This window comes from Nitrospinota bacterium (assembly GCA_016217735.1).
Lineage (GTDB): Bacteria > Nitrospinota_A > UBA7883 > JACRGQ01 > JACRGQ01 > JACRGQ01.
In genome coordinates this window covers 1-22,389 of sequence record JACRGQ010000004.1, presented here as the reverse complement: position 1 = coordinate 22,389, position 22,389 = coordinate 1, and the positions used below count along the sequence as shown (strand labels likewise).

General features: G+C 59.7%; 28 protein-coding genes and 1 tRNA gene. 17 read left to right on the top strand and 12 right to left on the bottom strand.

Annotated elements, in window-relative coordinates:
* Positions 1 to 48: 48 nt before the first annotated feature.
* Complete coding sequence (locus HZA03_00770; protein MBI5636482.1) at positions 49 to 378, top strand: type II toxin-antitoxin system RelE/ParE family toxin; 330 nt, start codon at positions 49 to 51, stop codon at positions 376 to 378.
* A 30-nt stretch (positions 379 to 408) separates the two neighbouring features.
* Positions 409 to 690 carry a putative addiction module antidote protein gene (locus HZA03_00765; GenBank protein MBI5636481.1) on the top strand — a complete coding sequence of 94 codons (282 nt, stop codon included), beginning with the start codon at positions 409 to 411 and terminating at the stop codon, positions 688 to 690.
* A 201-nt stretch (positions 691 to 891) separates the two neighbouring features.
* Here the strand turns inward: HZA03_00765 and ruvX are convergent, their stop codons facing one another.
* A complete protein-coding gene (gene ruvX / locus HZA03_00760) occupies positions 892 to 1,317 on the bottom strand; it encodes a Holliday junction resolvase RuvX (GenBank protein ID MBI5636480.1) in 426 nt (141 codons plus the stop codon).
* Between the two features lie 140 nt (positions 1,318 to 1,457).
* Here ruvX and HZA03_00755 point away from each other — a divergent pair, with 140 nt between their 5' ends.
* The 4 genes from HZA03_00755 to HZA03_00740 all read left to right on the top strand — a co-directional run bounded on the left by HZA03_00755 (position 1,458) and on the right by HZA03_00740 (position 5,329).
* Positions 1,458 to 2,171: a hypothetical protein gene (locus tag HZA03_00755; protein MBI5636479.1), complete on the top strand. Its 714-nt coding sequence runs from the start codon at positions 1,458 to 1,460 to the stop codon at positions 2,169 to 2,171.
* Positions 2,168 to 3,308 (top strand): peptide chain release factor 2 gene (gene prfB, locus HZA03_00750; GenBank protein ID MBI5636478.1). Its coding sequence is split into 2 segments (ribosomal slippage): positions 2,168 to 2,245 and positions 2,247 to 3,308, totalling 1,140 coding nucleotides; the frame shifts between segments, so codons are not numbered across the junction. The genes HZA03_00755 and prfB overlap by 4 nt, the downstream gene beginning before the upstream one ends.
* 171 nt (positions 3,309 to 3,479) lie before the next feature.
* A complete protein-coding gene (locus tag HZA03_00745) occupies positions 3,480 to 4,385 on the top strand; it encodes a tetratricopeptide repeat protein (protein ID MBI5636477.1) in 906 nt (301 codons plus the stop codon).
* Entirely contained in the window at positions 4,385 to 5,329 is a 945-nt protein-coding gene (locus tag HZA03_00740; GenBank protein ID MBI5636476.1) for a hypothetical protein, read from the top strand. The genes HZA03_00745 and HZA03_00740 overlap by 1 nt, the downstream gene beginning before the upstream one ends.
* A 319-nt stretch (positions 5,330 to 5,648) precedes the next feature.
* Here HZA03_00740 and HZA03_00735 read toward each other — a convergent pair whose 3' ends face one another.
* Positions 5,649 to 5,918 carry a type II toxin-antitoxin system MqsA family antitoxin gene (locus HZA03_00735; protein ID MBI5636475.1) on the bottom strand — a complete coding sequence of 90 codons (270 nt, stop codon included), beginning with the start codon at positions 5,916 to 5,918 and terminating at the stop codon, positions 5,649 to 5,651.
* 326 nt (positions 5,919 to 6,244) lie between these two features.
* Between HZA03_00735 and HZA03_00730 the strand changes: the two genes are divergently transcribed.
* The 5 genes from HZA03_00730 (at position 6,245) to HZA03_00710 (ending at position 10,896) form a co-directional block, all read left to right on the top strand.
* Complete coding sequence (locus HZA03_00730; GenBank protein ID MBI5636474.1) at positions 6,245 to 7,645, top strand: amino acid permease; 1,401 nt, start codon at positions 6,245 to 6,247, stop codon at positions 7,643 to 7,645.
* Positions 7,646 to 7,722: 77 nt separating this feature from the next.
* Complete coding sequence (locus tag HZA03_00725; GenBank protein MBI5636473.1) at positions 7,723 to 8,526, top strand: hypothetical protein; 804 nt, start codon at positions 7,723 to 7,725, stop codon at positions 8,524 to 8,526.
* Between the two features lies 1 nt (position 8,527).
* Positions 8,528 to 8,749, top strand: coding sequence for a zinc ribbon domain-containing protein (locus tag HZA03_00720; GenBank protein MBI5636472.1), 222 nt, complete (start codon positions 8,528 to 8,530; stop codon positions 8,747 to 8,749).
* 17 nt (positions 8,750 to 8,766) lie between these two features.
* On the top strand, positions 8,767 to 9,978 hold the full coding sequence (locus tag HZA03_00715) for an AMIN domain-containing protein (GenBank protein MBI5636471.1): 1,212 nt from the start codon (positions 8,767 to 8,769) through the stop codon (positions 9,976 to 9,978).
* 102 nt (positions 9,979 to 10,080) lie between these two features.
* A complete protein-coding gene (locus tag HZA03_00710) occupies positions 10,081 to 10,896 on the top strand; it encodes a L,D-transpeptidase family protein (protein ID MBI5636470.1) in 816 nt (271 codons plus the stop codon).
* A 100-nt stretch (positions 10,897 to 10,996) separates the two neighbouring features.
* Here HZA03_00710 and HZA03_00705 read toward each other — a convergent pair whose 3' ends face one another.
* The 3 genes from HZA03_00705 to HZA03_00695 are packed head-to-tail and all read right to left on the bottom strand — an operon-like array spanning position 10,997 to position 13,006.
* The gene (locus tag HZA03_00705) at positions 10,997 to 11,800 is read right to left on the bottom strand and encodes a glutamate racemase (protein MBI5636469.1); all 804 of its coding nucleotides are present in this window, start codon (positions 11,798 to 11,800) and stop codon (positions 10,997 to 10,999) included.
* Position 11,801: 1 nt separating this feature from the next.
* Positions 11,802 to 12,362: a GerMN domain-containing protein gene (locus HZA03_00700; GenBank protein ID MBI5636468.1), complete on the bottom strand. Its 561-nt coding sequence runs from the start codon at positions 12,360 to 12,362 to the stop codon at positions 11,802 to 11,804.
* Entirely contained in the window at positions 12,359 to 13,006 is a 648-nt protein-coding gene (locus tag HZA03_00695) for an N-acetylmuramoyl-L-alanine amidase (GenBank protein MBI5636467.1), read from the bottom strand. The genes HZA03_00700 and HZA03_00695 overlap by 4 nt, the downstream gene beginning before the upstream one ends.
* A 67-nt stretch (positions 13,007 to 13,073) precedes the next feature.
* Between HZA03_00695 and pseG the strand changes: the two genes are divergently transcribed.
* Positions 13,074 to 14,087: a UDP-2,4-diacetamido-2,4,6-trideoxy-beta-L-altropyranose hydrolase gene (gene pseG / locus HZA03_00690; GenBank protein ID MBI5636466.1), complete on the top strand. Its 1,014-nt coding sequence runs from the start codon at positions 13,074 to 13,076 to the stop codon at positions 14,085 to 14,087.
* A gap of 9 nt (positions 14,088 to 14,096) precedes the next feature.
* On the opposite strand, the gene HZA03_00685 is transcribed toward pseG, so the two are convergent.
* Positions 14,097 to 14,639, bottom strand: coding sequence for a thioredoxin family protein (locus HZA03_00685; GenBank protein MBI5636465.1), 543 nt, complete (start codon positions 14,637 to 14,639; stop codon positions 14,097 to 14,099).
* A 281-nt stretch (positions 14,640 to 14,920) separates the two neighbouring features.
* Between HZA03_00685 and HZA03_00680 the strand changes: the two genes are divergently transcribed.
* From HZA03_00680 to HZA03_00660, 5 genes are all read left to right on the top strand, one after another.
* On the top strand, positions 14,921 to 15,754 hold the full coding sequence (locus HZA03_00680) for a PHP domain-containing protein (GenBank protein MBI5636464.1): 834 nt from the start codon (positions 14,921 to 14,923) through the stop codon (positions 15,752 to 15,754).
* Positions 15,755 to 15,781: 27 nt separating this feature from the next.
* Positions 15,782 to 16,063 carry a DUF507 family protein gene (locus HZA03_00675; GenBank protein MBI5636463.1) on the top strand — a complete coding sequence of 94 codons (282 nt, stop codon included), beginning with the start codon at positions 15,782 to 15,784 and terminating at the stop codon, positions 16,061 to 16,063.
* The gene (locus HZA03_00670) at positions 16,060 to 16,344 is read left to right on the top strand and encodes a DUF507 family protein (protein MBI5636462.1); all 285 of its coding nucleotides are present in this window, start codon (positions 16,060 to 16,062) and stop codon (positions 16,342 to 16,344) included. Before HZA03_00675 ends, HZA03_00670 begins: the two co-directional genes overlap by 4 nt.
* Positions 16,345 to 16,474: 130 nt before the next feature.
* Positions 16,475 to 16,549, top strand: a tRNA-Thr gene (locus tag HZA03_00665).
* A gap of 297 nt (positions 16,550 to 16,846) precedes the next feature.
* Positions 16,847 to 17,302 (top strand): tetratricopeptide repeat protein, encoded by a 456-nt coding sequence (locus HZA03_00660; GenBank protein ID MBI5636461.1) that lies wholly within the window; start codon positions 16,847 to 16,849, stop codon positions 17,300 to 17,302.
* A gap of 168 nt (positions 17,303 to 17,470) precedes the next feature.
* Here the strand turns inward: HZA03_00660 and HZA03_00655 are convergent, their stop codons facing one another.
* The 6 genes from HZA03_00655 to HZA03_00630 all read right to left on the bottom strand — a co-directional run bounded on the left by HZA03_00655 (position 17,471) and on the right by HZA03_00630 (position 22,195).
* A complete protein-coding gene (locus tag HZA03_00655; protein ID MBI5636460.1) occupies positions 17,471 to 17,998 on the bottom strand; it encodes a TlpA family protein disulfide reductase in 528 nt (175 codons plus the stop codon).
* 182 nt (positions 17,999 to 18,180) lie between these two features.
* The gene (locus HZA03_00650) at positions 18,181 to 18,447 is read right to left on the bottom strand and encodes a cytochrome c (GenBank protein ID MBI5636459.1); all 267 of its coding nucleotides are present in this window, start codon (positions 18,445 to 18,447) and stop codon (positions 18,181 to 18,183) included.
* Positions 18,444 to 18,989, bottom strand: coding sequence for a redoxin domain-containing protein (locus tag HZA03_00645; GenBank protein ID MBI5636458.1), 546 nt, complete (start codon positions 18,987 to 18,989; stop codon positions 18,444 to 18,446). Before HZA03_00645 ends, HZA03_00650 begins: the two co-directional genes overlap by 4 nt.
* Complete coding sequence (locus HZA03_00640; GenBank protein ID MBI5636457.1) at positions 18,976 to 19,962, bottom strand: hypothetical protein; 987 nt, start codon at positions 19,960 to 19,962, stop codon at positions 18,976 to 18,978. Before HZA03_00640 ends, HZA03_00645 begins: the two co-directional genes overlap by 14 nt.
* On the bottom strand, positions 19,962 to 21,626 hold the full coding sequence (locus HZA03_00635) for a hypothetical protein (GenBank protein MBI5636456.1): 1,665 nt from the start codon (positions 21,624 to 21,626) through the stop codon (positions 19,962 to 19,964). The genes HZA03_00640 and HZA03_00635 overlap by 1 nt, the downstream gene beginning before the upstream one ends.
* A 119-nt stretch (positions 21,627 to 21,745) precedes the next feature.
* Complete coding sequence (locus tag HZA03_00630; GenBank protein ID MBI5636455.1) at positions 21,746 to 22,195, bottom strand: hypothetical protein; 450 nt, start codon at positions 22,193 to 22,195, stop codon at positions 21,746 to 21,748.
* Positions 22,196 to 22,389 lie beyond the last annotated feature (194 nt).

Below are 22,389 nucleotides of genomic sequence, written 5' to 3'. Positions count from 1 at the left end.
TCAAATACATGCTTGACTAAATGTATCCGCAAGGATACATTGCGGGGAGTGAAAAGCCATAAACGTATATTGCGCGAATTTGTCGATCCAGATGGGCGTAATCGGTTTCGGGAATGGCTTGAAGGTCTTCGCGATATTCGGGCGCAGTACGTAATTGATGCGCGGCTCACCCGTATTGCAAACGGCAATATGGGTGATTGTGAAGCGGTGGGAGAAGGCGTGATGGAATTCAAGATACATTACGGCCCCGGCTACCGGATTTACTTCGGGCAGGAAGGGAAAAACATAGTGATACTTCTGGTTGGCGGCGATAAAAAAAGTCAACGGAGAGATATTGTCTTGGCAAAAACGCTATGGCGTGAATTTCAAGAAGGGTAATCACGGGAGTTGGTCATGAAAAAAGCGAAAATGGTCAGTTATGAAGAAGGGTTGCTGGAACGCCTGCTAGACTCTGAATACGCCACCGGCTACCTTAATGCCGTCCTGGAAGAAGGAGATAACGATGAATTTCTTATCGCCCTTCAACATGTTGCAAAAGCGCATGGGATTGCCAAAGTTGCCCGCCGCGCTCATTTAGGCCGGGAAAGCATGTACAAAGCACTTTCGGGAAAAACCAGCCCCCGCCTTGAGACAGTGAACCGCGTTCTCCATGCGGTGGGATTAAAAATAGCGGTGCTTCCGGGTACATGATTAAGGTTCTTGGTTTTGTCACCAAAAGGGTACGCCGCTTTTTTCCCCCATCCACAACTTTCGTTTATATCTCGCTACAAGTATCATTTTCAATCGTTCAACTTTTAATTCCATAGTCATTTATTTTGCTCCCCACAAACTGAGACAAAAGCAGAAAACAACAAACCCGAATTTCCCTAACGCAATTCATAATAAAGCCGGTCAATCGCCGGTGCGGGGGAGCGAGTCGAGGTAGTTCTGCAGCAGGAGTTGCGCCGCGATTTTGTCGATGACGCCTTTGCGCTTTTCGCGCGAAACGTCGGCGGCTATCAGGTGGCGCTCCGCCTGCACCGTGGTGAACCGTTCGTCCCGCAGGGTGACCGGGCGGCCGGCCGCTTTTTCCAGCGCCACGGCGAACAGTTCGATCTCTTCCTGAAGCGTGCCGGGGGTACCCGTCATCCGCATCGGTTTTCCCATCAGAATTTCCCCCGCATCCAGCTTGTCCGCCAGCGCGACGATCTCCGCGATGTCCTTTTTTTTGTTTTTGCGTTCGATAACGCAGACGCCTTGGGCGGTCAAACCGAGCGGGTCGGATGCCGCCACGCCGATACGTTTCGAGCCGTAATCGAGAGCCATTATTTTCTTGATAGGTTTCTCCATAATTGGGGTTGTTACCCATTGTATAATATATATTGACTTGACAAATTATATTTGCTAACTTACAAAAAGTCTCGATTCCTCAACGCTGGCTATAACTAGCTGATATATTTTGGTTTGGAGGGTTTTCCGTGGGCAATCTGCGCGATCAGATTTTTTACCGGGCGATAAATGACTCCCTCGACCGGCTTCGTAACGAGATGTGTCTTAAGTACAAGCCCAAGAAGGAAAACCGCTTTTTTGTCAATTGGATTACCTACGAACTTGGCGTGGGCCGCCTCACCCCTGAAGGGGTGATGTTCGAAATCAGCTCCAAAATACCGAACGAGTTCCTCCCGGTCAAAGGGGGCAACGCCCGCTATTTCAAAGAAGTCCGCGACATCATGATGAAGGCTTTCAAGAAGCCGCACGATGTGAAAATGGAAAACATCGTCCGTTCGCTCAACATTAACGAGCTCAAAGAGCGGGATTATGTAAAGTGCGCCTATCTCTTCAAAAACGAAGAGCTCTACACCGAAGAGGATATTGATAAAATCATCAGGGCGGTCAACGCCGGCAAGATGGAGCTTCCCGACACGCCGGGGATCACCACGCTGGGGGGCAAGGCGGTTATTTACCGGATGCAGGAAAGCATCTATGGCGCGGCGGTCCGGTTGGTGGCGGAATTCATCAAGGCGAACAACATGGCGATCAAGAAGTTCGCCGAAATGGCCAAAACGATGAAGGCGGCGGCGAAAAAACCGGCGGCGAAGAAGGCCGCTAAGAAAGCGCCCGCCAAAAAGGCTCCGGCGAAAAAGGCGCCTCCAAAAGCTAAAGCAGCAAAGAAAGGCGCCAGGAAAAAATGAACCGCACCCCCGAAGAGATAGCGCAGGTATACGAAGAACTCGCCGGCCGGCTGGACCGGCTCCGGGGGTTCCTTTGATCTTGACCGCAAGCTCAAGCAGATAGCCCAGCTCGAGGCGCAGTCCACCGTACCGGATTTCTGGAGCGACCAGCAAAACGCCAAAAAAGTCCTGAAGGAAAAGGCGCAACTGGAGCAGATCGTCGCCCAGTTCGAAAAAGTGCGCAAGGATATCACCGGCGCGCGGGAATTCTTCGAGCTTGCCCGCATCGAAGGGGATCAGGCGGTGATGGCCGACGGGGAGAAAGAGCTTGATGCGCTCGAACAGGCCATGACCTCCATAGAGCTGAAGCTCATCCTGACCGGCAACTACGACCGCGGCAACTGCATCATGGAAATCCACTCCGGCGCGGGGGGCACCGAAAGCCAGGACTGGGCCCAGATGCTGATGCGGATGTACCTCCGCTTCGCCGAGAAAAACGGCTTCAAAACCAGCATCATCGACTTGCAGGAGGGGGAAGAAGCCGGCGTCAAGAGCGCCACCATCGAGATCAGCGGGGAGTACGCCTACGGCTACCTGAAGGCGGAAAACGGCGTCCACCGGCTGGTCCGCATCTCCCCGTTCGACGCCAACAAGCGCCGCCACACCTCGTTCTCGTCCGTCTTCGTGCTGCCGGAAATCGAGGACAGCGTGGAAGTCGACATCAACGAGGCCGACCTGCGGGTGGATACCTTCCGCTCGTCCGGCGCGGGCGGCCAGCACGTCAACAAGACCGATTCCGCCATCCGCATCACCCACATGCCCACCGGCATCGTGGTGTCGTCCCAAACCCAGCGTTCGCAGCACAAAAACCGCGAGACCGCCATGAAGGTGCTCCGCGCCCGCCTGTACGAACTGGAACGGCGGAAAAAGCAGGCCGAGATCGACCACCTCTCGATGGACAAGAAAGACATCGGGTGGGGAAGCCAGATACGCTCCTACGTGCTGGCTCCGTACCGCATGGTGAAAGACCTCCGTACGCGCCTTTCCAGCGGCAACACCGACGCGATACTGGACGGCGACATTATGCCGTTCATCGAGGCGTATCTCACCAAGCCGGCCTCCGCCACCGTTCCGGCCGGCGATGAAGATTTGGAGTAATCCGCGTCTCCGCCGGCAAGGCATCTCTCGAAGGGGGATATTCCGGGGGAAAGCCCTTCGCCCGCATTGTACGGCCGCCGTCAAGTAGATTATTTACAGGGGGGCCGCCGGTTAAGTTAAAATGGCGGGTTAAGGGTGCCGATAAAAGACCGTAAACCGTAAACCGGCGGGATGATGGGAAAAATTTATATTGTTGAAGACGCCTACACCGCGAAGGTGGGCCTTGCCGCGCTGTATCAAAAAGCGGGGCACGAGGTGGTCACCGGCGGGGCGGACCTCGCGGCGATCGCGGCGGCCAAGCCGGGAATCGTCGTCACCGATATCGACGCGAAGAACGCAAACCCCATGCATTTCCTGGAAGAGCTTAAAAGCAACCCCGCCCTCAAGGGGGTGGAGATTTTCGTGTATACCGAAAATATCGACGTGTCGCTGGAGGTGAAGCTGCGCAAGCTCAAGCTCTCCAGCTACTTCACCAAGGACGGCAACACCGAATTCATCGTCAACAGCGCCAAGACCGTTTTCAACCCGGTGGTGGAAGAGGAAATCCGCGAGGATATGTTTATGGATCAGGCGCCGGCCCCCCGCGCCGCCGCGCCCGCCGCCGCCCCCGCCGCGACGCCGGAGGAGATGGATACCGACAGCTTCAAGAAGATGTTCGCCGATTTTTCCGAGAAGGTGCATGAGCATTTGGGGGAGAACGACGGCGAGACGATCTACAACCTCGGCGTGAGCTACATGGACATGGGGTTGCACGAACAGGCGCTGGCCGAATTCGAACGGGCGGCCAAGGATCCGAACTTCCGGGTGGAAGCCCTGAGCATGGCGGGCACCTGCCTGCGCCACCTCAAAAAGCACAAGGAGGCCATCGAGCGGTTCAAGGCGGGCGCGCAGTCCACGCAGGACCCGGCCGAGATAATGGGTTTCCGCTATGAAATTGGTGTAACATTGCAGGAAATGGGTATGCTCAAGGAAGCCTTCAATTTTTTGGGGGCGGTCTACAAGACCGACAAAACCTACCGCGACGCGGCGGCCCGCCTGGTGGCCATCAACAACACGCTTAAGGCGGCGCAGAAATAATGGTTTCGTTCAATTACGCCGCGCGCGAAGTGACGGCGAAAATCGTCTATTACGGCCCGGGACTCTGCGGCAAAACCACCAACCTGGAAGAACTCCACAAAAAAATGAACCCGACCACGCGCGGCAAAATGGTCTCGCTGGCCACCGATACCGACCGCACGCTGTTTTTCGATCTGCTCCCGGTGGACCTCGGCACCATCAGCGGATTCCGCACCAAGCTGCAGCTTTTCACCGTGCCGGGCCAGACCTACTACAACAACACCCGCAAGCTGGTGCTCAAGGGGGCCGACGGCGTGGTTTTCGTCGCCGATTCTCAGGCGGCGCAGATGCAGGCGAATATCGAGAGCTACCAGAACCTTGCCGAAAACCTCAAGGAAAACGGGCTGGATATCAACACCCTCCCGATGGTGATCCAGTGGAACAAGACGGATCTGCCGGAGCTGGCCCCGGTTGAGGAACTGGAGGCGAAGGTCAACCCGCGCAAAGTCCCCACGCAAAAGGCGGTCGCCTTCCGCGGCGACGGGGTGCTGGAGACGTTCAAGCTGATCTCGCGCGAGGTCATGAAAGCGCTTCAGACGAAGGTGGGCGGGCAGGGCGCCGCCGCCGCGCCGATGAAAGAGAAAAAAGTGGAGCGGGCCGACGCCGCGCCGCTGAAGGTGCAGACCGAGCAGCATTATCAGGGGTCGGCCAGCGCCGAGCAGGTGAAGGCCGAGGCGTCGCTGGAGGCGCACGGCATCGAAGGGGGCAAGCGCCAGGTGGAAGAGTTGGGCAAGCTGGCCGAAAAACTGCGCGCCGGCGGCGACGAAGAGGCCGCCAACCTGGTGGGCGAATTGCGCAAGAGCGTGGCGGGGCTGATCGAAGACCAGCGCCGCGTGGAATTCCGGTATCAAACGATGATGCGCCAGATCAACAAACTGGTGAAAGTGATGGACGCCAAAAAATAGCCTGCGGCCCTTTCCCTCTCTGTCATTCCCGCGAATGCGGGAACCCAGAAATAATATCAAAGCTTCCCCCATCGGCCCAAAGGGCCAATCAAACCTTCTTGGCGCTGAAGCACCGGTTATGTACATGCTTGTATCTGAGAGCCTGTACCCACCAAGAAGAGCTTGCCCCCGGTGGGGGGCAACGGCAGACAAGATTGTCTACCCTGCCAAAGCAAAGGGGGGCGATGCCGGGCAGGTCGCACATTCCCGGGACATTGGCGCGAACGCGCCAAAAGATTTCTGCCCTACCGGAAACAATGGGCGACAGGAGGGGCGGGATTCAGTTGACCAGCGCTTCCGGGTGGCGGGCCGCAATCCGGAGCAATGCGGCGGCTGGTCCGGCGGGTTTTCTCCGCCCCTGTTCCCACTCCTGAAGGGTGCGGACGCTCACCCCCATAAGGCTGGCGAATGCCGATTGCGACAGCGCCATCCCTCCGCGCACCGCCGCGATTTTTTCCGGGGTAAAGACGACGTACCGTTTGCCGCCCCCCGCCTTGATCTCGCGGATACCCTCAAGTATCTCGTTGGCGATATTCCGTTTTTTCTTCATCGTTCCAACTCCCCCGCCTCGGGGTTTTTCAACAATTCAAGCTGAAGGGCGCTTACCTCTTCGTCCGAACAGGTGCTCCGTAACGTATTTGGTAAACCGGCTGGTTTCCACAAACTGAATCATTTCCCCTTCAGGGGAACCTCCGGCGCGGGAAGCCGATCCGATTCCGCGCCTTTTCTTCACCCCCCGACTATACGTCAACGCCGTATATGCGTCAAGGGGTAAATACTTGGGTGTTGCCTTGCCGCATTTGGTTGGGAGTAAAGATGCCGCACTTCCGGATTAGGGTGGACGGGCGGCGGCAAATAGGATAGCTTTTTAGCGGGATGAAGCAGTTTTTTAAGCGGAAAAAGTACCGGACGCACGAGGGGCAATTCGAGCGGAAGCTGGGGTTGATGGACCTCACCGCGCTGGGCATCGGCGCGATCATCGGCGGCGGCATCTTTGTCATCATCGGCCCGGCGGCCGCCACCAAGGCGGGACCCGGCATCATCGTTTCATTCCTGCTCGGCGCGGTCACCATCGGCATCAGCGCGCTGGTCTACGCCGAGCTGTCGTCGGCCTACCCGATCTCCGGTTCCGCCTACAGCTACACCTACGTCACGCTGGGGGAGGGAATTGCATGGATCGTGGCGTGGGAACTCCTGCTCGAATACGGCATCGCCACGGCGGCGGTGGCCACCGGCTGGTCAGGTTACTTCCGCCGCTTCATAGAGGAAAACCTGCTCATCGTCATTCCCAAAGAGTTCAGCGGCCCGTTCAATCCCGCCGCCGGAACTTACATAGACATCTGCGCCTTCACGGCGGTTATCGCCATTTTCGCGCTGCTCACCTTCGGCATCCGGGCAAGCGCGACGGTCAACAAGTTCATCGTGGCGTTGAAGCTGGTGGTGCTGGGAATATTCATCGTCTTCGCCGTGCCGCACATAAACTGGGCCAATCTCCACCCGTTCCTGCCGTTCGGCTGGGATGGCGTCTGGAAAGCCTCCTCGCTGATAATCTTCGCCTATCTCGGCTTCGACGCGGTATCGACCGTGGCGGAAGAAACAAAAAACCCCATGAAGACGGTGCCGTGGGGACTGGTGCTCTCGCTGGGAGTGAGCACGCTGCTCTACATCGCCGTCAGCGTCACCCTCGTCTCGATGGTGCCGTACGACAAGCTCAACGTGCCGGACGCGCTGGCCTACGCCATGTTTCAGGTGAACGAGCCGGCGGCGGGAACCATGATCGCGCTGGGCGCGGTGCTCACCATCACCAGCGTGATGATGGTGATGGGGCTGGGCTTCACCCGCATCGTCTACGCGCTGGCCCGCGACGGCCTGCTCTTCAAGCAGCTCGAGGCGGTGCATCCGAAATTCAAAACCCCTTACAAGGCGACCATCCTGGGGGGCGCGCTGCTGGCGGTCATGGCGGGGCTGGTGCCGCTCGGCATCCTGGCGGAGCTGGTGAATATCGGCACGCTCTTCGCCTACTTCATGGTGGGGATCGCCGTCATGCTGGTGCGCCGCCGCGGCGAGGTGAAGCCGCTGTTCCGCGTGCCGATGGCGTGGCTGTTGCTGCCGCTGAATTTGGGACTGCTGCTTTTCATCATGGCCGGGCTGCCGCCGCAAACGTGGCTCCGCTTCATCGTCTGGTCCTCCATCGGGCTGCTCATCTACCTCTTCTATGGACGCCGCCACAGCCGCATCCACCACGACGAGCCGCCCCCCATCGATATCAGGGGGTAAAAACGCCGCGTCCGCCTCGCGGGCAACGCATTCGCCCATATTGACTCTTCCCGATACGGGGTGCTATCGTTACCCCCATGCAAAAAACAAAAACGGCCATCACCTTGTGCGCCGCGGCTTTCATGCTCGCCTCGTGCGGCACTATTTTCCCCGATAAGCTTTGGTATCCGGTCGATTCGGACGACCCCAAAAAGAAAGAGCAAAAAGCGGAGGCCCCCAAGCCCGCGCCGGCGGCGGAACAGCCGAAGCAGGCGCCCCAGATAGAAGAACAGGGCGCGCCGCCGGAAGAAGGGGATGCCGTGGTGTTCGGCGAAGCGCCGAAAGCGAAGGGCCAGCCCTCCGATACGGCCCCCGCGGCAAAACCGGCCGAGACCGGCTCCTCCCCGTCTTCATCCGGAACCAAAGTGCCGATGCCGGAGAAACCGGAACAACTGGCCAACCCGTTGGCGATGATAATGCCCGCGCCGGATCAAAAAACAGTCCCGCCCCCGCCGGTGGAGGCGCGGGAGAACCCGCTTGGGGTCAACGCGCTGGCCCGCACGTTCGGCGCGTCGTATGACCAGGCCTGGGAAAAAACGATTGAAGTGATGCTCGCCACGCCGCTCATCGTCATAGACAAAAGCAGCGGCGTTATCATTACCGAATGGATGGTTCAGCAACGGGCCGGCGGCGGTATAGGCGCCGGGCTTTTCAGCGACGGCCAGCGGACGATCCGCTACAAGTACGCCGTCAAGCTCTACGACCGCGGCGGCAACACCGAAGTGGTGGTCATTCCTTACACCCAGTACACGGAAGGGCGGCAATGGCTCGACGGCAAGCCGCGCCGGATGATCAGCGAACATTTAATGCGTCTTATCGTGGCGAAGATGGAAGGCAAGTAACATGCCGATCTATGAATTCAAATGCAAAAAATGCGATCACAAATTTGAACAGCTGCGGCTTTCCAGCGCCGGCTTTAAGGATGTCGCGTGTCCCAAATGCGGCGGCAAACAGGTCACAAAGGAAATGAGCTCGTTCGCCGCATCAGTGCCCGCTTCCTCCGCGCCCCCGTGCGGCGGCTCCCCCAAGGGCGGTTGCGGCGGCGGCATGTGCGGCATGAATTGAAAGGGATCGGGAAAGCAATGGGCGAAAAACGGCTGTTTCGGGGAACATTGGCGCGCGCCTTGGCGGCCGTGCTGGTCGGCGCCGCCGCGTTGGCCGGCGCGGGATGCAAGACAACGGGAAACGCCGCGGCCCAAAAACCCGCGGAAAACGAGCTTGCCGCGCGGATTAAAAAAATAACCTACACGGCCGAAAACAATCAATCCATCGTAAAGGTTTACGGTTCGCGCAAATTCGAGTACACCGCCTACAAACTGGCCGACCCGCTGCGGTTGGCGGTGGAAATCCCCGGCGCGGCGCTTGATTTCGAGCCGCGCCGCATCGCCGTCGACGGCAAGATCATATCCAACATGACGGTTGTCCGCTTTCCGAAAGTCAATTCGGTGCGCCTGGAACTGGAGCTTCTTTCCGATGCGCCGTTCAAGCTGACGCAGAAACCGGATTACCTCGAAGTGCAGCTTTCCGAGGGGGCCGCCGCCGCGCCGCCGCGCGTGGCGCCGCCTTCATCCCCCGCGGCGGCGGACAAGGGGGCGGGCGATCTCGAATTGCTCCGGACCGAAAACGAAAATCTCCGCGCCGAAAGCCTGGCCATCCGCAAAGAAACCATCCGGCTGGAAGAGGAAAACCAGCGGCTGAAAAAAGAACTGGGAGAATCCGCCAAGCAGATGGAGGAGGCCAACGCCCTCTCCCGCTCGCTGCAGGCGCGCGTCACCTTCATGGAAGAACAGGTGAGCGGTCTCCAGGCGAAAGTCGGCAACGCCGCGGACGGATCGCCGTCCGGCGGCTCTTCGATTGCCTTGGGCGCGCCGTCGGCCGTGGCGGTTCCCGTGCCGTTGCCGGCGCCCATAGCGGCTCCCGCCGCGGCGGCCCACAAACCGGACGACGAACAGGCGAAGATGGCGGTCAACCAAACCGTGGCCGCCTGGCTGGGCGCGTGGCGGAACAAGAATATCGGCAAATACGCATCGTTTTACGCCCCGGAATTCCGCGCGCAGGACATGGAACGGGATGCGTGGATCGCCGATAAAAAAGCGAAATTCTCCTCCAGCCGGAAATTCAGCATCGCCGCCGACAACGTGAAAATCGGCATAGGGCCGGATGGCGGCGCCACCGTGGTATTTGAGCAGACCTACAAGACCGGCGCCTACAAAGACCGCGGCCTCAAGCAGCTGCGGCTCCGGAATCAGGACGGCAATTGGCTGATCGTTTCCGAGGAGTGGAGTCCCCTCTGACCCCCGCGCCAGCGGCCCCGCCATGCCGCCGGACGGGGCTTTTTCATTCCGCGGAATAACCACCCTCCCGAACTCCCCGCGAATTTGGTAAAATAAAAAGATATGGATTTGCGAGGACGTTTCGACCGCTGGGTATTCATCACCGAAACCCGGCTCAAGGTGGCCTACCACAACTATGTGGCGGAGCGCGCTTTTGCCCCGCGCAGGGGAAGCATCGCGCCGCCGTTTCCCTTTTCCCCGCAACTGGCCGCGGGCGCCGCCGCCCTCATGTTGCTGACGGCGGGCGGCGCCGCGTTCATCGGCCGGACGCCGTCCGTGACGGCGATGCCAAGCATTGCCATGCCGGTCATCTCGAACGCCAACTTCCCGGAACCGAAGGCCCCGGCCATCCCGGTGCCCCTCCCGGCTCCGCCGGACTTCGCCATCGCGGTGGACAAGGCGAATAAGCTGCTGCTGGTGCTCAAGGACGAAGGGGACCATTACACCGTCATCCGCCAATTCGACATATCCCTGGGCAGGATCGTCGGCACCAAAGAACGCGAGGGGGATATGCGGACACCGGTCGGTTTCTACCGGATCACCGAGGTCAAGGACGGCAGGCTCTTGCCCAAAATCTACGGCCCGCGGGTATTCGTGACCAACTACCCCAATTCGTTCGATGTGGCGCGGGGACGCACCGGCGGCGGCATCTGGCTGCACGGCAGCGGCCAGGGCAAACGAACCCCCGACACCCACGGTTGCGTGGTGCTGGACGACGACAACGTAAAAAACCTCGAACAGTGGGTTCGGGTGAATACCCCCGTGGCGATATTCCCCGATTCATTCCATCTGCCGGTGCAGGGAGGACGGCTGGATAAAAAATTCCTTTCGATGGAGTTTTTCTACGGCGACGAGGCCGCCCCCTCCGCCGCCGGCTAGCCGTTTTGTTCATGATGGCGTTGTCATCCTGAGCAGAGCGAAGAATCCCTTTCTGGAAAGAGTTCCTTCGGTCGCCAACGCTTCCTCAGGATGACAGGGGTTAATGCGTTGGCAGGTTGGCCAGCTCGATCCGGTTTTCCAAATCCTCACCGAGAAACCGGCTGCCGACCGTCTTGGCCCGCTCCGGGGAATCGGTGAAATAAAAACGGCGCTCACCGCCGCGGGAACCCCGCTCAAGCCCGCTTTCGCGCAGCATCTCCCGCAGTTTTACCGCTATGGCGCTGGCCGAATTCACCAGCGTAACGGCGGGGCCGCAGGTTTTCCCTATCACCCCTTCCAGCAGCGGGTAGTGGGTGCAGCCGAGAATCAGCGTATCCACCGCCCCCCGCTGAAACGGCTCCAGGTAAATCTTCGCCACCTCTTCGGCCACATGGTTATCCGTCCACCCCTCTTCGGCCAGCGGCACGAAAAGCGGACACGGCTGGCTGATCACATGGGCCGCCCCCCCGGCGCGCAGCAGCGTTTCGTATTGTCCCGACTGCACGGTCGCATAGGTGCCGATAACGCCGATGGCGCCGCTTTGGGTGCGGCGGAGCGCCTCTTCCACCCCCGCCTCGATCACGCCGAGAATCGGCAGGGGAAATTCGGCGCGCAACGGCGCCATGCTGGTGGCGGAGGCGGAGTTGCAGGCGACAACCACGGCCTTCACGTTTTTGGCGAGGAGAAAGCGGGTGTTTTCTATGGAGTAGCGGATTACCGTTTCGGCGCTCTTGGCGCCGTAGGGAACGCGCGCGGTGTCCCCCAGATAGATGAGGTCTTCGTTGGGCAGAAGGCGGGCCACCTCGTGCAGCACGGTGAGGCCGCCGATGCCCGAATCGAAAATGCCGACGGGACGTTTATCCATGCTATTCCCGCCGGTAGTCCGCCAGCGTCTCGCAGCCGGCGCGGGTGATCGGACGCTCGATGTCAAGGTGTCCCGCCAGCGTTTTAACCTCTTTTCCCTCCACCAATATCGTCACCGAATCGGCGTTGAAATTCGCCATGACGGTCTTGCAGATCGACGCAACGGTGAGAATTTCGGCGGTGATGCCGCCCGGATGGCCGGCGGCCATGTTCATGTCGAAATCAAGATACAGGCTCCGGTCCACCCCGGTGAAGACCCGCCGCAGCGTGGCGGTTTTCGGCATGGTGGGGGCCAGCGGCGCGGCGGCGGGACCGGCGATGAGGCGGTCCACCGCCGCTTTGACGCGGTTTTCCAAAAGATCGCCGAGGGGAATTTGGGCCGTTTCGGGGGCAAGAAGCCCGGCATTTTCAAAGTAGAGCGAAACGGTCATCAGCAGCGGCCCCCCGGCGGGCTGCTGGGCGGGGGCGGCCGCGGGGGGCGGAGAAGGCAACGGCATCACCGTTTCTGCGCGCGCCGAGGGCGCCGTTGCGGCGAGGAACAGCAGGAGCGCGATTTTTTTCATCGTTTTTTCTCAAATTCGGCGACGGCGTCATACAGCGCTTGCGCGGCGCGCGCATAAAAATCGGGCGCGGCGGCCGGCCCGTCCGGCGGCGCGATCTCAATCGCGGCGGCCGGCATATCGATGCCGTGGAATATGTAGAGCGGGGCGGCCGCGGCGAAGACCCGCGCATCCGGGTAGACGGACTGGAGCGCCGCTTTCAGTTTTTCGCCCAAGAACCGGTTATTTCCCGAAAAATTACGCGGGGCGGAACGCCACGATCGCGCCGGCGCGTCGCCCGGATTGGGGATAAAAATCCCCAGTCCGCGCGTCTGCCCGGTTCCCGCCGGCACGGCATGGATCGCCAGATAGAGGTCTCCCCCCGCCTGATTGGCGGCGGCGGCTTTTTCCCGCTGGCGCGGCTCTTTGTCGGCCGCCGAGACGATCAGCACCGTGACGGCCTGCCCGTTCTCCCGCTCGACGATCTCTTTGAGCGCGGCGGTTATTTTGAGGCAAAATTCTTTTTCCGCCGCCGCGCCGGGGCGGATCAGCCCCTCCTCCGGCTCGTGTCCGGCGTCCAACGCCACCACGCGCGTGGCGGTCAGCGGCAGGGCGCGGGCGGTCTGTGGCATGAGGGCGAGGAGCGCGGCAAAAACCCAAAAACGCATTCGGCCATTATAGCGGAAGGGACGGCTGAATAAACATCCGCCAATCCGGTAAGGTATAATTGTAAAAGTGGACAACAGAAAAATAGTGTTCCGGGCGGACGGGTCGAAAGAAATCGGCTTCGGGCACCTGGTTCGCTCCGCCGTGCTGGCCGCCGCCTACCGCGAAAAAGGGTTTGAGCCGCTTTTCATCACCGCCGCCGCCGACGAGGCGGTGGAAAAATTTTTCGCCGCGCGCGGTATCCCGTTCGTAATAACTCCGGTTTCGTCCGGCATCGAGGCGGCGCGGTTCCATCTCGACACCATGCGACAGTCCGGCGCGTGCGCCACCGTGCTGGACAGCTACGCGCTGGACGACGCCTTCCGCCGCGCATTGAAACAGGGGAGGACGCTCATCATAGCCGTGGACGACCTCTACACTCATTATTCACACGCCGACATCGTGATAAACCACAACCCCTCCGCCAACGCCGCGCGCTATGGGGGGTTCGCGGGACTGAAACTTGTCGGCCCCCGCTATGCGCTCATCGATCCGCGCCTGGGCGCCGTTCGCGCCGCAAAAAAACCGGAGCATCCATACCTCCTCGTCATGCTGGGGGGAACGGATAACCTCGGCCAGATGGGGCGCGTGCTCAAAGCGCTGGACACGGTGGAGGGGGAGTTCGCCATCACCGCCGTCGGCGGCAACTATAACGGCTCGGCGGAGGCGCTGAAGCTTCGGCACCGCAACCGGCTTCTTTCGTTCACCAACGATGTGCCGGAACTGATGGCCTCGTGCGACGCGGCGATCAGCGCGGGCGGCGTCACCTGCATGGAGCTGGCGGCGCTGGGCAAGCCGTTCATGGTGCTGGTGACCGACCGGCATCAGGCCGATAACGCCGCGGCTTACGAGGCGAAAGGCTGCGCCCGCCGCGCCGGCAATGCGTGGGAACTGTCGGACGGCGAACTGACCGCCGCGATAGCCTCGTTCGTCGCGCACAAGGAACAGTGGCCCGCGATGGGGGATGCCGGGCGGATGCTGGTGAACCCGCGCGGCGTGCACGAAGTGGTGGCCGCCACCGCCCTCGCCATGACCTCCTGCTGAAAAAACGGGTTACGCTTCGCGCTTGATGGCGCACCCGACCGGCGGAGCGGTCTTCACCGCCACGTCGCGGTCATGCAGCACATCCTCTATCGCATCGCGCAGCGGCTGACGCTTCACGCGGCGCTCGCTCTGCCAGCAGTCGTCTATCTTCCCGGCGTACCGGACGGCGCCGGCGGCATCCACCACAAACGCTTCGGGTATTGTGCCCGCCTCGTAGGCGCCCGCCACCGCGCCATCCTTGTCGCGCAGATAGGGAAACGGGTATCCCGCGGCGGCTGCCCGCTTTTTCATGTTTTCCAGCGAGTCTTCGGGGTGGGCAGCTTCACTATCGGAATTGATGAGAACGAATGCCACCCCTTTGGGCGCATACCGTTGCGCCATCTTCTTGATTCGCTCCTCGTAGGAACTGACGTAGGGGCAGTGATTGCACCAGAAAAGAATCACCGCCGCGCGGCGGCCCTCCAGTATCCCCCCAAGGGTGTGGTTCTTGCCGTCCACCCCGGGCAAATCGAATCCGGGAGCCTGTATCCCAACCCGTATTGCTTCTTTCATAAACGCACCGGTAATACATTGGTTTAAAAAGCGAAGCCCCTATACCCCTTTGAGACTTATTGTACCATTGAGCAGAGCGGTTTTACAGCTATTGCGGATATTTTCCCGGAAAAAACCGATTTATGATTGAAAAATAACGGTTTTTGCGCCGAGCCGGTACATATTCGATTTACAATCGTGTCATCAAACTGTATTATAATGCTTCTTACGATTAACAGTTTGAAAATGGTAAACATGAGCGGTTGGGCGTTTAAACGGCCAACCCGTTTTCAGGAGGGCGTATGCCGGAGATTGTCGCCGATTTGCATCTGCATTCGACTTTCTCCGACGGCCTGAATACGCCCGAAGAACTGGCGCAACTGGTCATCGCCAAAGGGCTCAAGGCCTTTTCCATCACCGATCACGACTCCATCAAGGGACTCGAACAGGCCAAAACCGACAAGGCGACCCTCATCCCCGGCATCGAGCTGACCTCGACCCTTGACGGGAAAGAAGTGCATGTGCTCGGTTATTACATCAACCCCGGGTACGCCCCGCTGCTGGAAACGCTGAACAACATCGCCGTGCGGCGCGAAAAGCGGCTGCTGGACATCGTGGACAAACTCAACGCCGCCGGCAAGGTGCGGCTGGACAAGGACGAACTGACCGAATCGCTGGAGAGCCGCTCCTACAACCGGCTGAACCTGGCCCGCTTCATGGTGAAAAAGGGACTCACCCCGAACGTCGAACGCGCCTTCAACCTCTATATCGGCGACGGCGCGGCGGCCTACGAGGCGGTGAATTTCTTTTCGCCGACGGCGGCCATACGGCTGATCCACAAGGCGGGAGGCATCGCCTTCCTCGCCCACCCCTATTCCAACAACACCTCCGCGCTGATACCGGAACTGGTGGAATGCGGGCTGAACGGCATCGAGGCGTTCCATCCGTCGCACACTGCGGCAAGCGTGGAAAAATGCCTTGATTGGGCAAAGCGTTTCAAAATCGGCCTCTGCGGGGGAAGCGACTACCACGGCAACGCCAACTCGCCCCGCAAAATCCTGGCCGCCGGCCTCACCGGCGAGCGGCTGGTGGAATTCATGGCTCTCAATCCGCTGCGCGACTTCGTCGCCGCGTAACTCATTTTTGGGAAGGAACAGAACTGAATGAAAGTGAAAAAAGAGGTTGTCCGCTATCTCTCGAAAAGGATAGTTGACCGTCTGACCGAAAAGCAGGCAATCGAATTCGATTGCGACGTGGAATCGGTCGTCGACATCGTGGAAGGGGCCATCGTGAACGACTTGGCCGTGGAAGACCGCCTGAACGACGAAGTGAAGGCGATCCTGGCCGAACAGGAAGGCTCCCTGGGCGAAAACAATATCAACTACCGCAAAATGTTCCAGATGGTGAAAAACAAGCTGGCGCGTGAAAGGGGGCTGATACTGTGAGACTTTCAAGGGAAAAGATCAACCACCTTTCGCAGATGATCCTCAAGGCGTTGCTGGCCGACGACCGGGTGGAATATTTTCTGGAAGATAACGAAGTGCGGCTGGAAATCGTGCGGGTGATGCAGGACGAAGTGAAAATCGAGGACGACATCGACCACGCCGTCCGCAAAACCATCGGCTCCTATGGCCGCGACATCCGCGAGGGAAGCGCCGAGTGGGACGTGGTGTATCAGCGCCACTACGCCGAGGAATTCAAGAAGCGGCGCGGCATCAATCTCTGACGGCGGAACAGACGTTTACGCGCCGGCGGCTGGCAACAGCCGCCGGTTTTTTATTCATACGGAATTGATGGGCGGCTTCGTTGACGCCGCACGGCGGCTGTGATACCTTCCCTTCCGTGCTTTCGGCAGAGCCGGTGTAGCTCAGGGGTAGAGCAACTGATTCGTAATCAGTAGGCCCGGGGTTCAATTCCCCGCACCGGCTCCATTTTTTCTCCGATCAACAGCCCATCGGTAGCGCTGACAATTCCCTTTGCCATCGCGGGGAATTGAAAGCGAACACGCGGCGCGACTGATGAGGGAGCGCATTTCGGCCATGGATGGCCGAAATAGCGTGTGAAGCGGGCCTCCGCAGGAGCCAACGTGATGTTGGCGACGCAGGAGGCATTCCACTAATTACAGCAGATTCAACCTTCTTCATTTTTTCCACGCCCGGCACCGGACGGTTAACCGCTTTGACTTTTTGCCCTTCTTGCCCGATAGTGGATCGGAGTGGAGAACATACATGAATAAAAACAATTTCTCCGCTTCACTTTTTGGCGTGGCGTTTATGGCCGCGCTCCTGCTTTGCGCTCCTTCCGTCCATGCGACAAAGCAGACCATACAGCGGATAATCTCCAAAGACTGGTTCAATAAAGGCTACGGCTTTCAGATGGCGGAGAAGCACCAGGAAGCCATAGAAGCCTATTCCAAGGCAATAGAGGTAAACCCGAAATTTGCGGCGGCCTACTGCGGACGCGGACTCTCTTACGACGGCACCGGCGACCATCTTCGGGCGATTGAGGATTACAACAAAGCATTGAAACTTAACCCGAAGTTTGCGGCGGCCTACTACTATCGCGGAAAGTCTTACGCCACACTTGACGACAACACGCGGGCGATTAAGGATTTCAAGACCGCCGCCCGGCTTGGCGAGCAAAACGCGCGGAAGTTCCTTAAATCCGAAAACATCCCGTGGTAACCGGAAAAATACCGCGACAGGGTTGTGGGAATATCCCGGTATGCGGTTACAGCCGAAAAACCCGCCTCAATGAATGTTAAAACCTTGCGGTTGCGCCGACAGGCGCAAGAAGACCGCGGCCTTTCAGGGCCGCGCAACAGGTTGCTGTACCGCGGAGGGGAGGGGATTTTATCTACCAAGCAGTTCTTCAAAATAGCTTGCGGCTTCCGGGCCGTCCCACGCCACCGCGCCGGATACTTTCGCCACGGCGATCCCTTTTTTATCCAGAATGTAGCTCACCGGCAGTTCGCTTAAACCGAGGCGGGCCATCACGCCGGTTTCTTCCTCGATCAGCACGGGAAAACGCGCGGCGGTCTTTTCGGCGAATTTTTCCGCCTTCGCCGGGCCGCCGTCATGCACGAGAACGGCAACGACGGCAAGCCCCTTGCCGCGGTATGCGGCGTACAGCCGGTTGAGCGCCGGCATCTCGGCGTAGCACGCCACGCACCAGGTGGATGCGAAATTGAGCAGCAACACTTTTCCGGAAAAATCGGCCAGCGATACCGGCGCGCCGCCGGGTGTTTTCAGCTTCATCCCGGAGAAATCGGCCGGCCCCGGCGGTTCGGCCTTGAACGGCGGCAGGTTTTCCGCGGCGGCAAACGGCGCGCAAAGCAGCGTCAGCAGCGCAACCGCCGCAAAAAATATCCTTTTGACCATCTCCGCCATCTTAACGCTATTTGGATGTCGTATACATGGCAATGATCCCGATCCCCATTTCTTTCCCCTCCTTTGTAAGGAGGGGATCAAGGGGAGGTTTTTCAACCCCTCCTGTATCCTCCCCTTGAAAAGGGGAGGATATTTATTTCCGAATTACTCTATGTATGGATCGTTATCAATGCTTACCGGCGCGCGTTGTTGCGCAAAAACTCCCGTATCGCCTTCACCTCGTCATCCGGCAATTGCGGCATCCCTTTTTGCTCGATCCGTTTTTGCATGACTTTGAGAATGGAATCCCACTGTTGCGGTTTCAGCATCGCCGGGTCGGGCAATTGGTGGCAAAGGGCGCAGCGCGCTTCAAAGAACGCGGCCCCTTCGTCCGCCGTTTCGGCGAAAGCGGCGGCGCCGAGCGCGGCGAAAAATACGGCGGTCAAAAGCGTCCTTCTCATAACGCCCCCAGCGCAGCGAGCAGCGAGGCGCCGTCTTTGTAGTCTTCGTTCATGCGTATGACGCCGGTTTTATCGATCACCACGGTGGTGCCCATTGTGGCGTGATAGGCGTTCATCACCGTCTGCCCGACATCCGCCGCCACAATAAACGGGGAGCTTCCATAACCGGCGGAGCTTTGCGCGGCGGCGGCCCCCGCCACGCTCCCGGACAAATAGTCCACGGCGATATACGCCACGTTCGGGTATTGCACCATTGCTTTTGACTGCATATGCTGCATATGCGCGTCGCAGATGGGGCACCACATGGTGAAGTAGAGCACAACGTGCTTTCCCGCCGCGTTCAACGCGGCCAGCGAAACGGCGCCCCCGTTGGTATCGCCCATCGTGAAAGCGGGCGCGGTTTGGCTGGTTGCATTGCCGGCGCCGCCGGTTGCCGCCGCGCGCTTGTCCTCGCCGGACGGGAGCAGGTTGTTGCCGCACGCGGCAAGCATCAATACCAGCATGAGCAGGGAGGAAAAAAATATCCGCTTACCGGAAAACATGGCTCACCCCCATCGTGATTACGTCGGTCGCCGGGAAATTGCTTCCCATGCCGTCCCACCCCAGCGCGTGGCTCCAGGTGAATTTCAATACCCAATCGCGGTCCATCGATGCCCACGCCGCCGTGCCGCTGACGGAGCGTTTTTCCATGCCGGTGGTTGGGTCGCTCCGGCCATCGATGGTTCCTTCGTTTTCACGCAGGTCGCTGTATGCGCCGGTGAAGGTGAGGGTGTTCATCGATTCGAGGAAGGCCGTGTAGCCGAAGGACGCGGTCCACAGCGAGCGGTCGCCCAGTTTTTTGTGATACGGCTGCACATAGGAGCCGTATTCGCGGTTCACGGGGCGCTCCAGATGCGTTCCGTAAGAGAGGAGCAGCGACGCGTTCCAGGGATATATGGTTTTGTCCAGCAGCATGCTGGCGTCAAGGCGGTAAAAGCCGCGCCCCGTTATGTCGAAGCTGCTCGCCACATTGTCATACGGCGAAGTGCCGGTCGGCACCGTCAGCGATGCGCCGAAGTAGGCGGCGGGGACGAGGTCTTCCCAGCTTTTCACTTTCCATACGCACTTTATCTGATCGAAGTTTTCGTACCAGAGGTTGAGGGTTGTGTCGCCGATGCCGCGGGTGCTTGATGACGCGCCGGAATATTTGTTTTCGTTGAACACCAGCGGCAGGGTGGCGCTGATCTGCCAGTTATCCGCCAGCCGGTGGGCGTAGCCGAGGTTAAGGCGGTACTGTTTGAGATCGGAGCCGGGGGGATCGGGAATATGTTTTCCTCCCTTGCTCCAGTAGCCGTTGTACTTTTCGTAGTCGAGCGATACGTCGAGCATCGCGCTGGCGATTTTCGGCATTATCAGCGCGGAGGCCGAGCCTCCCCCGCAGCAGGAGGCGGCTTGCGCCGCTCCCCGCGGGAAAAGGAGGGCGGCCCCCCAGAGGAGGGCCGCCGCGAAAATGTAGCCGTGGGTGCGCCGTGCCATTACATGCCCGGCGTCAGCTTGAACGTGGCGTAGTTGGTGGCGGTGCCGCCGGCTGTGCCGGTGCTGCTGTTGTTGTACACGTTGCCGTTGATGGTGAGGCGCACCAGGAAGGTTGCCTGCGTGCCGCTGGTAAGCCCGGCGATATTGGCCAAGGTGAAATGCCCGGCGGTGGGCTGTTCGGTCATCGCGGTCCAGACGGTGCCGCCATCGGTGGAAACTTCCACCGCAAGGGTGTTCACCGTAAAGGCGGCGCTATTGAGCGAAAGCCCGGTTTTCAGGGCGGGCCAACTGGTCATGCCCTCCTGCGCGGCGATGAAGAGCTTCAGCGTACCCATACCGCCCATCAGGGTGAGCGAGTCCTTGAAGACGGGGTAGCCGCGGACCGAGGTGCTGCCCATGCTGGTGTAGGTGTCGGCGGAGTGTTTCAAAGTAACTTTTGAGGTGTCGCCCATGCTCATGCCGACGCCAGGGTAGAAGGTGGCGGTTTCAGCGCCGAGGGCAACCTTAAGCTCCCAGTAACCCATCGTGGCGCCGGAAGCCATCAAGTAGTAGACCACGCAGGTATATGTTCCGTCGCCGTTGTCGGTCACGCTGTCGACCGGGGTGGTGTGGCTCATGGTTGCCATGTACATCTTCGCCGTGAGGGCGGGGGTCAGGCCGGTCACCGCCGCGCCGGTGGCGATGTTGCTGACCTTTATCTTAAAGGTGGTTTTCCCCTGCATGGCGGCCATGGTTCCGGCAACATATTCCACCTTGTAGCTGGCGGTCAGCGCGGTTTTGGCGAACGGCGGGTTGCCGATGTCGGCGGCGGTGAGACCGCTGGTGTTGAGGGCATTCGCTTTCCAGTTCATCATGGCAAGTTCATATTTATTCTGGAAGTCGGCGGTCATCGGGTGGTGTCCCGATATCAAAATGGCCGTGGCGCCTTGCATGCCGTCCAGCGTGCCATCGGCCAAGTCGGTGGACACCGCGTCGATAAGGTCGAATTGGTGGTCTTCGGGAAGCCCCTGGTCTTTGACGAGCTGGCTGAAAACCGCCTCGTGGAATCCGGCAAGCTTTTGGGCCGCCATTTGGGTGGCATCGGTTGCCGTGGAGGCCATATCCGGCTTCACGGTGGTATCCGGCGTATAACCGAAGGTGGAAGCGAAAAGCGTGTTGGCGTCGGTCAACGTCTTGCCCCCCGCCACCAGGTTTTTCACGATGGTCGAGCCGGGGGTGAGGTATGCCGTGGAAGCGGTTGCGGAGAGGGTACCCCCCGCGACGTATGCGCTGAGGGTTCCGCCCGTGACGCCGGCGATGCCGGTGGCTTCATCGGTATAGGCGCCGCCGGTCGACTCGATCACCAGATTGTTGGCGAGCGATGCGGTGGGGATGTTCACCGTGTACGAGCCGTCGGCGCCGGAAGTGGCGGTGGCCACGACATTGCCGCCGTCTTTCACCGTTATTTTTGCGCCCGCGATGGGCGCGGCGACCACGGCGCCGGTAACGGCTGTTCTGGGAGTGTCGGTTGAGCTGCCGCAGGCGCTGATCATCAATGCGAGCAGCGCGAGCAGCGTGAACATCGTGAGCTGCACGAGGCGGTAAGTGGCTATGATCCCGGCCTTCCTGCCCTTGCGGACGGGCATATCAAGGTTCATCGGCGCGTGGCATTTAGGGCTGTTCATTAAATCCATCGTATCCTCATATCAAATCAAATGATGTTGTGCCGTGCGTGGACGCGGCGCGCGAAAAACGCGCGGACGCGGAACCGGCGCGGCAATTGTGTTATGCGAATGAACGGGATTTAGGCTGAAGGGGGGCGGGGATCGGGTTCTGCCCGGTCTTGGGGAAGGAGCCAGCGGCAAGAAGTAACATTCGCTCTCCGGCTGACGGCGGGCCGGGCCGGAGAATCGCTCAAAGCAAGGTCGTTATCGGCGGCGGGGCGATTGCTCAGCCCCGTGGAAAGCGGGCCGTCCGATTTGATGCAGCACCCCGTCTTCATATTGCATTTGAGCATCATGCTTTCTTTGCAGGCCTGCCCGGTGTGTTGCGGGCAGGGGGCTTGCGGTTCCGCGCCGCCGAAAGGCACCTCCTCGACGGCGGCCGCTTCATGGCCGTGGGCGGCATGCATCCCGCCGCGCGGCGCGGCATCATGTGCGCAATGTTCACCCGCGCCCGTCCGCGCGGCGGCGGGGAGCGCGAATAGAGTTAAAATGCCCGCCAGCAGAAATACCCTTCGCAATCCCCCCTGCATAATGCGCTCATTGTATTGAGTATTCCCCGCATCTGTCAACGCGCATAAAATTTGGTGTTGCGAGCACATTAACCGTCCGGTGTAGGAGCACATTACCTGTCCGGTTATATAAAACGTCCATGGAGGCGTTTTATGAGAAAGACGATGTTCGGGCAGGAGGTGTTACTCATGCGATTTCAAGAAGCGCATAGCGG

Coding starts and splice junctions, on each gene's coding strand:
- HZA03_00675 (MBI5636463.1), top strand. CDS start 15,782: ATGAAAGTGAAAAAAGAGGTTGTCCGCTATCTCTCGAAAAGGATAGTT.
- HZA03_00635 (MBI5636456.1), bottom strand. CDS start 21,626: ATGAACAGCCCTAAATGCCACGCGCCGATGAACCTTGATATGCCCGTC.
- HZA03_00765 (MBI5636481.1), top strand. CDS start 409: ATGGTCAGTTATGAAGAAGGGTTGCTGGAACGCCTGCTAGACTCTGAA.
- HZA03_00655 (MBI5636460.1), bottom strand. CDS start 17,998: ATGGTCAAAAGGATATTTTTTGCGGCGGTTGCGCTGCTGACGCTGCTT.
- HZA03_00720 (MBI5636472.1), top strand. CDS start 8,528: ATGCCGATCTATGAATTCAAATGCAAAAAATGCGATCACAAATTTGAA.
- HZA03_00680 (MBI5636464.1), top strand. CDS start 14,921: ATGCCGGAGATTGTCGCCGATTTGCATCTGCATTCGACTTTCTCCGAC.
- HZA03_00695 (MBI5636467.1), bottom strand. CDS start 13,006: ATGCGTTTTTGGGTTTTTGCCGCGCTCCTCGCCCTCATGCCACAGACC.
- HZA03_00710 (MBI5636470.1), top strand. CDS start 10,081: ATGGATTTGCGAGGACGTTTCGACCGCTGGGTATTCATCACCGAAACC.
- HZA03_00740 (MBI5636476.1), top strand. CDS start 4,385: ATGGTTTCGTTCAATTACGCCGCGCGCGAAGTGACGGCGAAAATCGTC.
- HZA03_00735 (MBI5636475.1), bottom strand. CDS start 5,918: ATGAAGAAAAAACGGAATATCGCCAACGAGATACTTGAGGGTATCCGC.
- HZA03_00640 (MBI5636457.1), bottom strand. CDS start 19,962: ATGGCACGGCGCACCCACGGCTACATTTTCGCGGCGGCCCTCCTCTGG.
- HZA03_00715 (MBI5636471.1), top strand. CDS start 8,767: ATGGGCGAAAAACGGCTGTTTCGGGGAACATTGGCGCGCGCCTTGGCG.
- HZA03_00730 (MBI5636474.1), top strand. CDS start 6,245: ATGAAGCAGTTTTTTAAGCGGAAAAAGTACCGGACGCACGAGGGGCAA.
- HZA03_00645 (MBI5636458.1), bottom strand. CDS start 18,989: ATGTTTTCCGGTAAGCGGATATTTTTTTCCTCCCTGCTCATGCTGGTA.
- HZA03_00705 (MBI5636469.1), bottom strand. CDS start 11,800: ATGGATAAACGTCCCGTCGGCATTTTCGATTCGGGCATCGGCGGCCTC.
- HZA03_00685 (MBI5636465.1), bottom strand. CDS start 14,639: ATGAAAGAAGCAATACGGGTTGGGATACAGGCTCCCGGATTCGATTTG.
- HZA03_00660 (MBI5636461.1), top strand. CDS start 16,847: ATGAATAAAAACAATTTCTCCGCTTCACTTTTTGGCGTGGCGTTTATG.
- HZA03_00630 (MBI5636455.1), bottom strand. CDS start 22,195: ATGCAGGGGGGATTGCGAAGGGTATTTCTGCTGGCGGGCATTTTAACT.
- HZA03_00745 (MBI5636477.1), top strand. CDS start 3,480: ATGATGGGAAAAATTTATATTGTTGAAGACGCCTACACCGCGAAGGTG.
- HZA03_00725 (MBI5636473.1), top strand. CDS start 7,723: ATGCAAAAAACAAAAACGGCCATCACCTTGTGCGCCGCGGCTTTCATG.
- HZA03_00700 (MBI5636468.1), bottom strand. CDS start 12,362: ATGAAAAAAATCGCGCTCCTGCTGTTCCTCGCCGCAACGGCGCCCTCG.
- HZA03_00650 (MBI5636459.1), bottom strand. CDS start 18,447: ATGAGAAGGACGCTTTTGACCGCCGTATTTTTCGCCGCGCTCGGCGCC.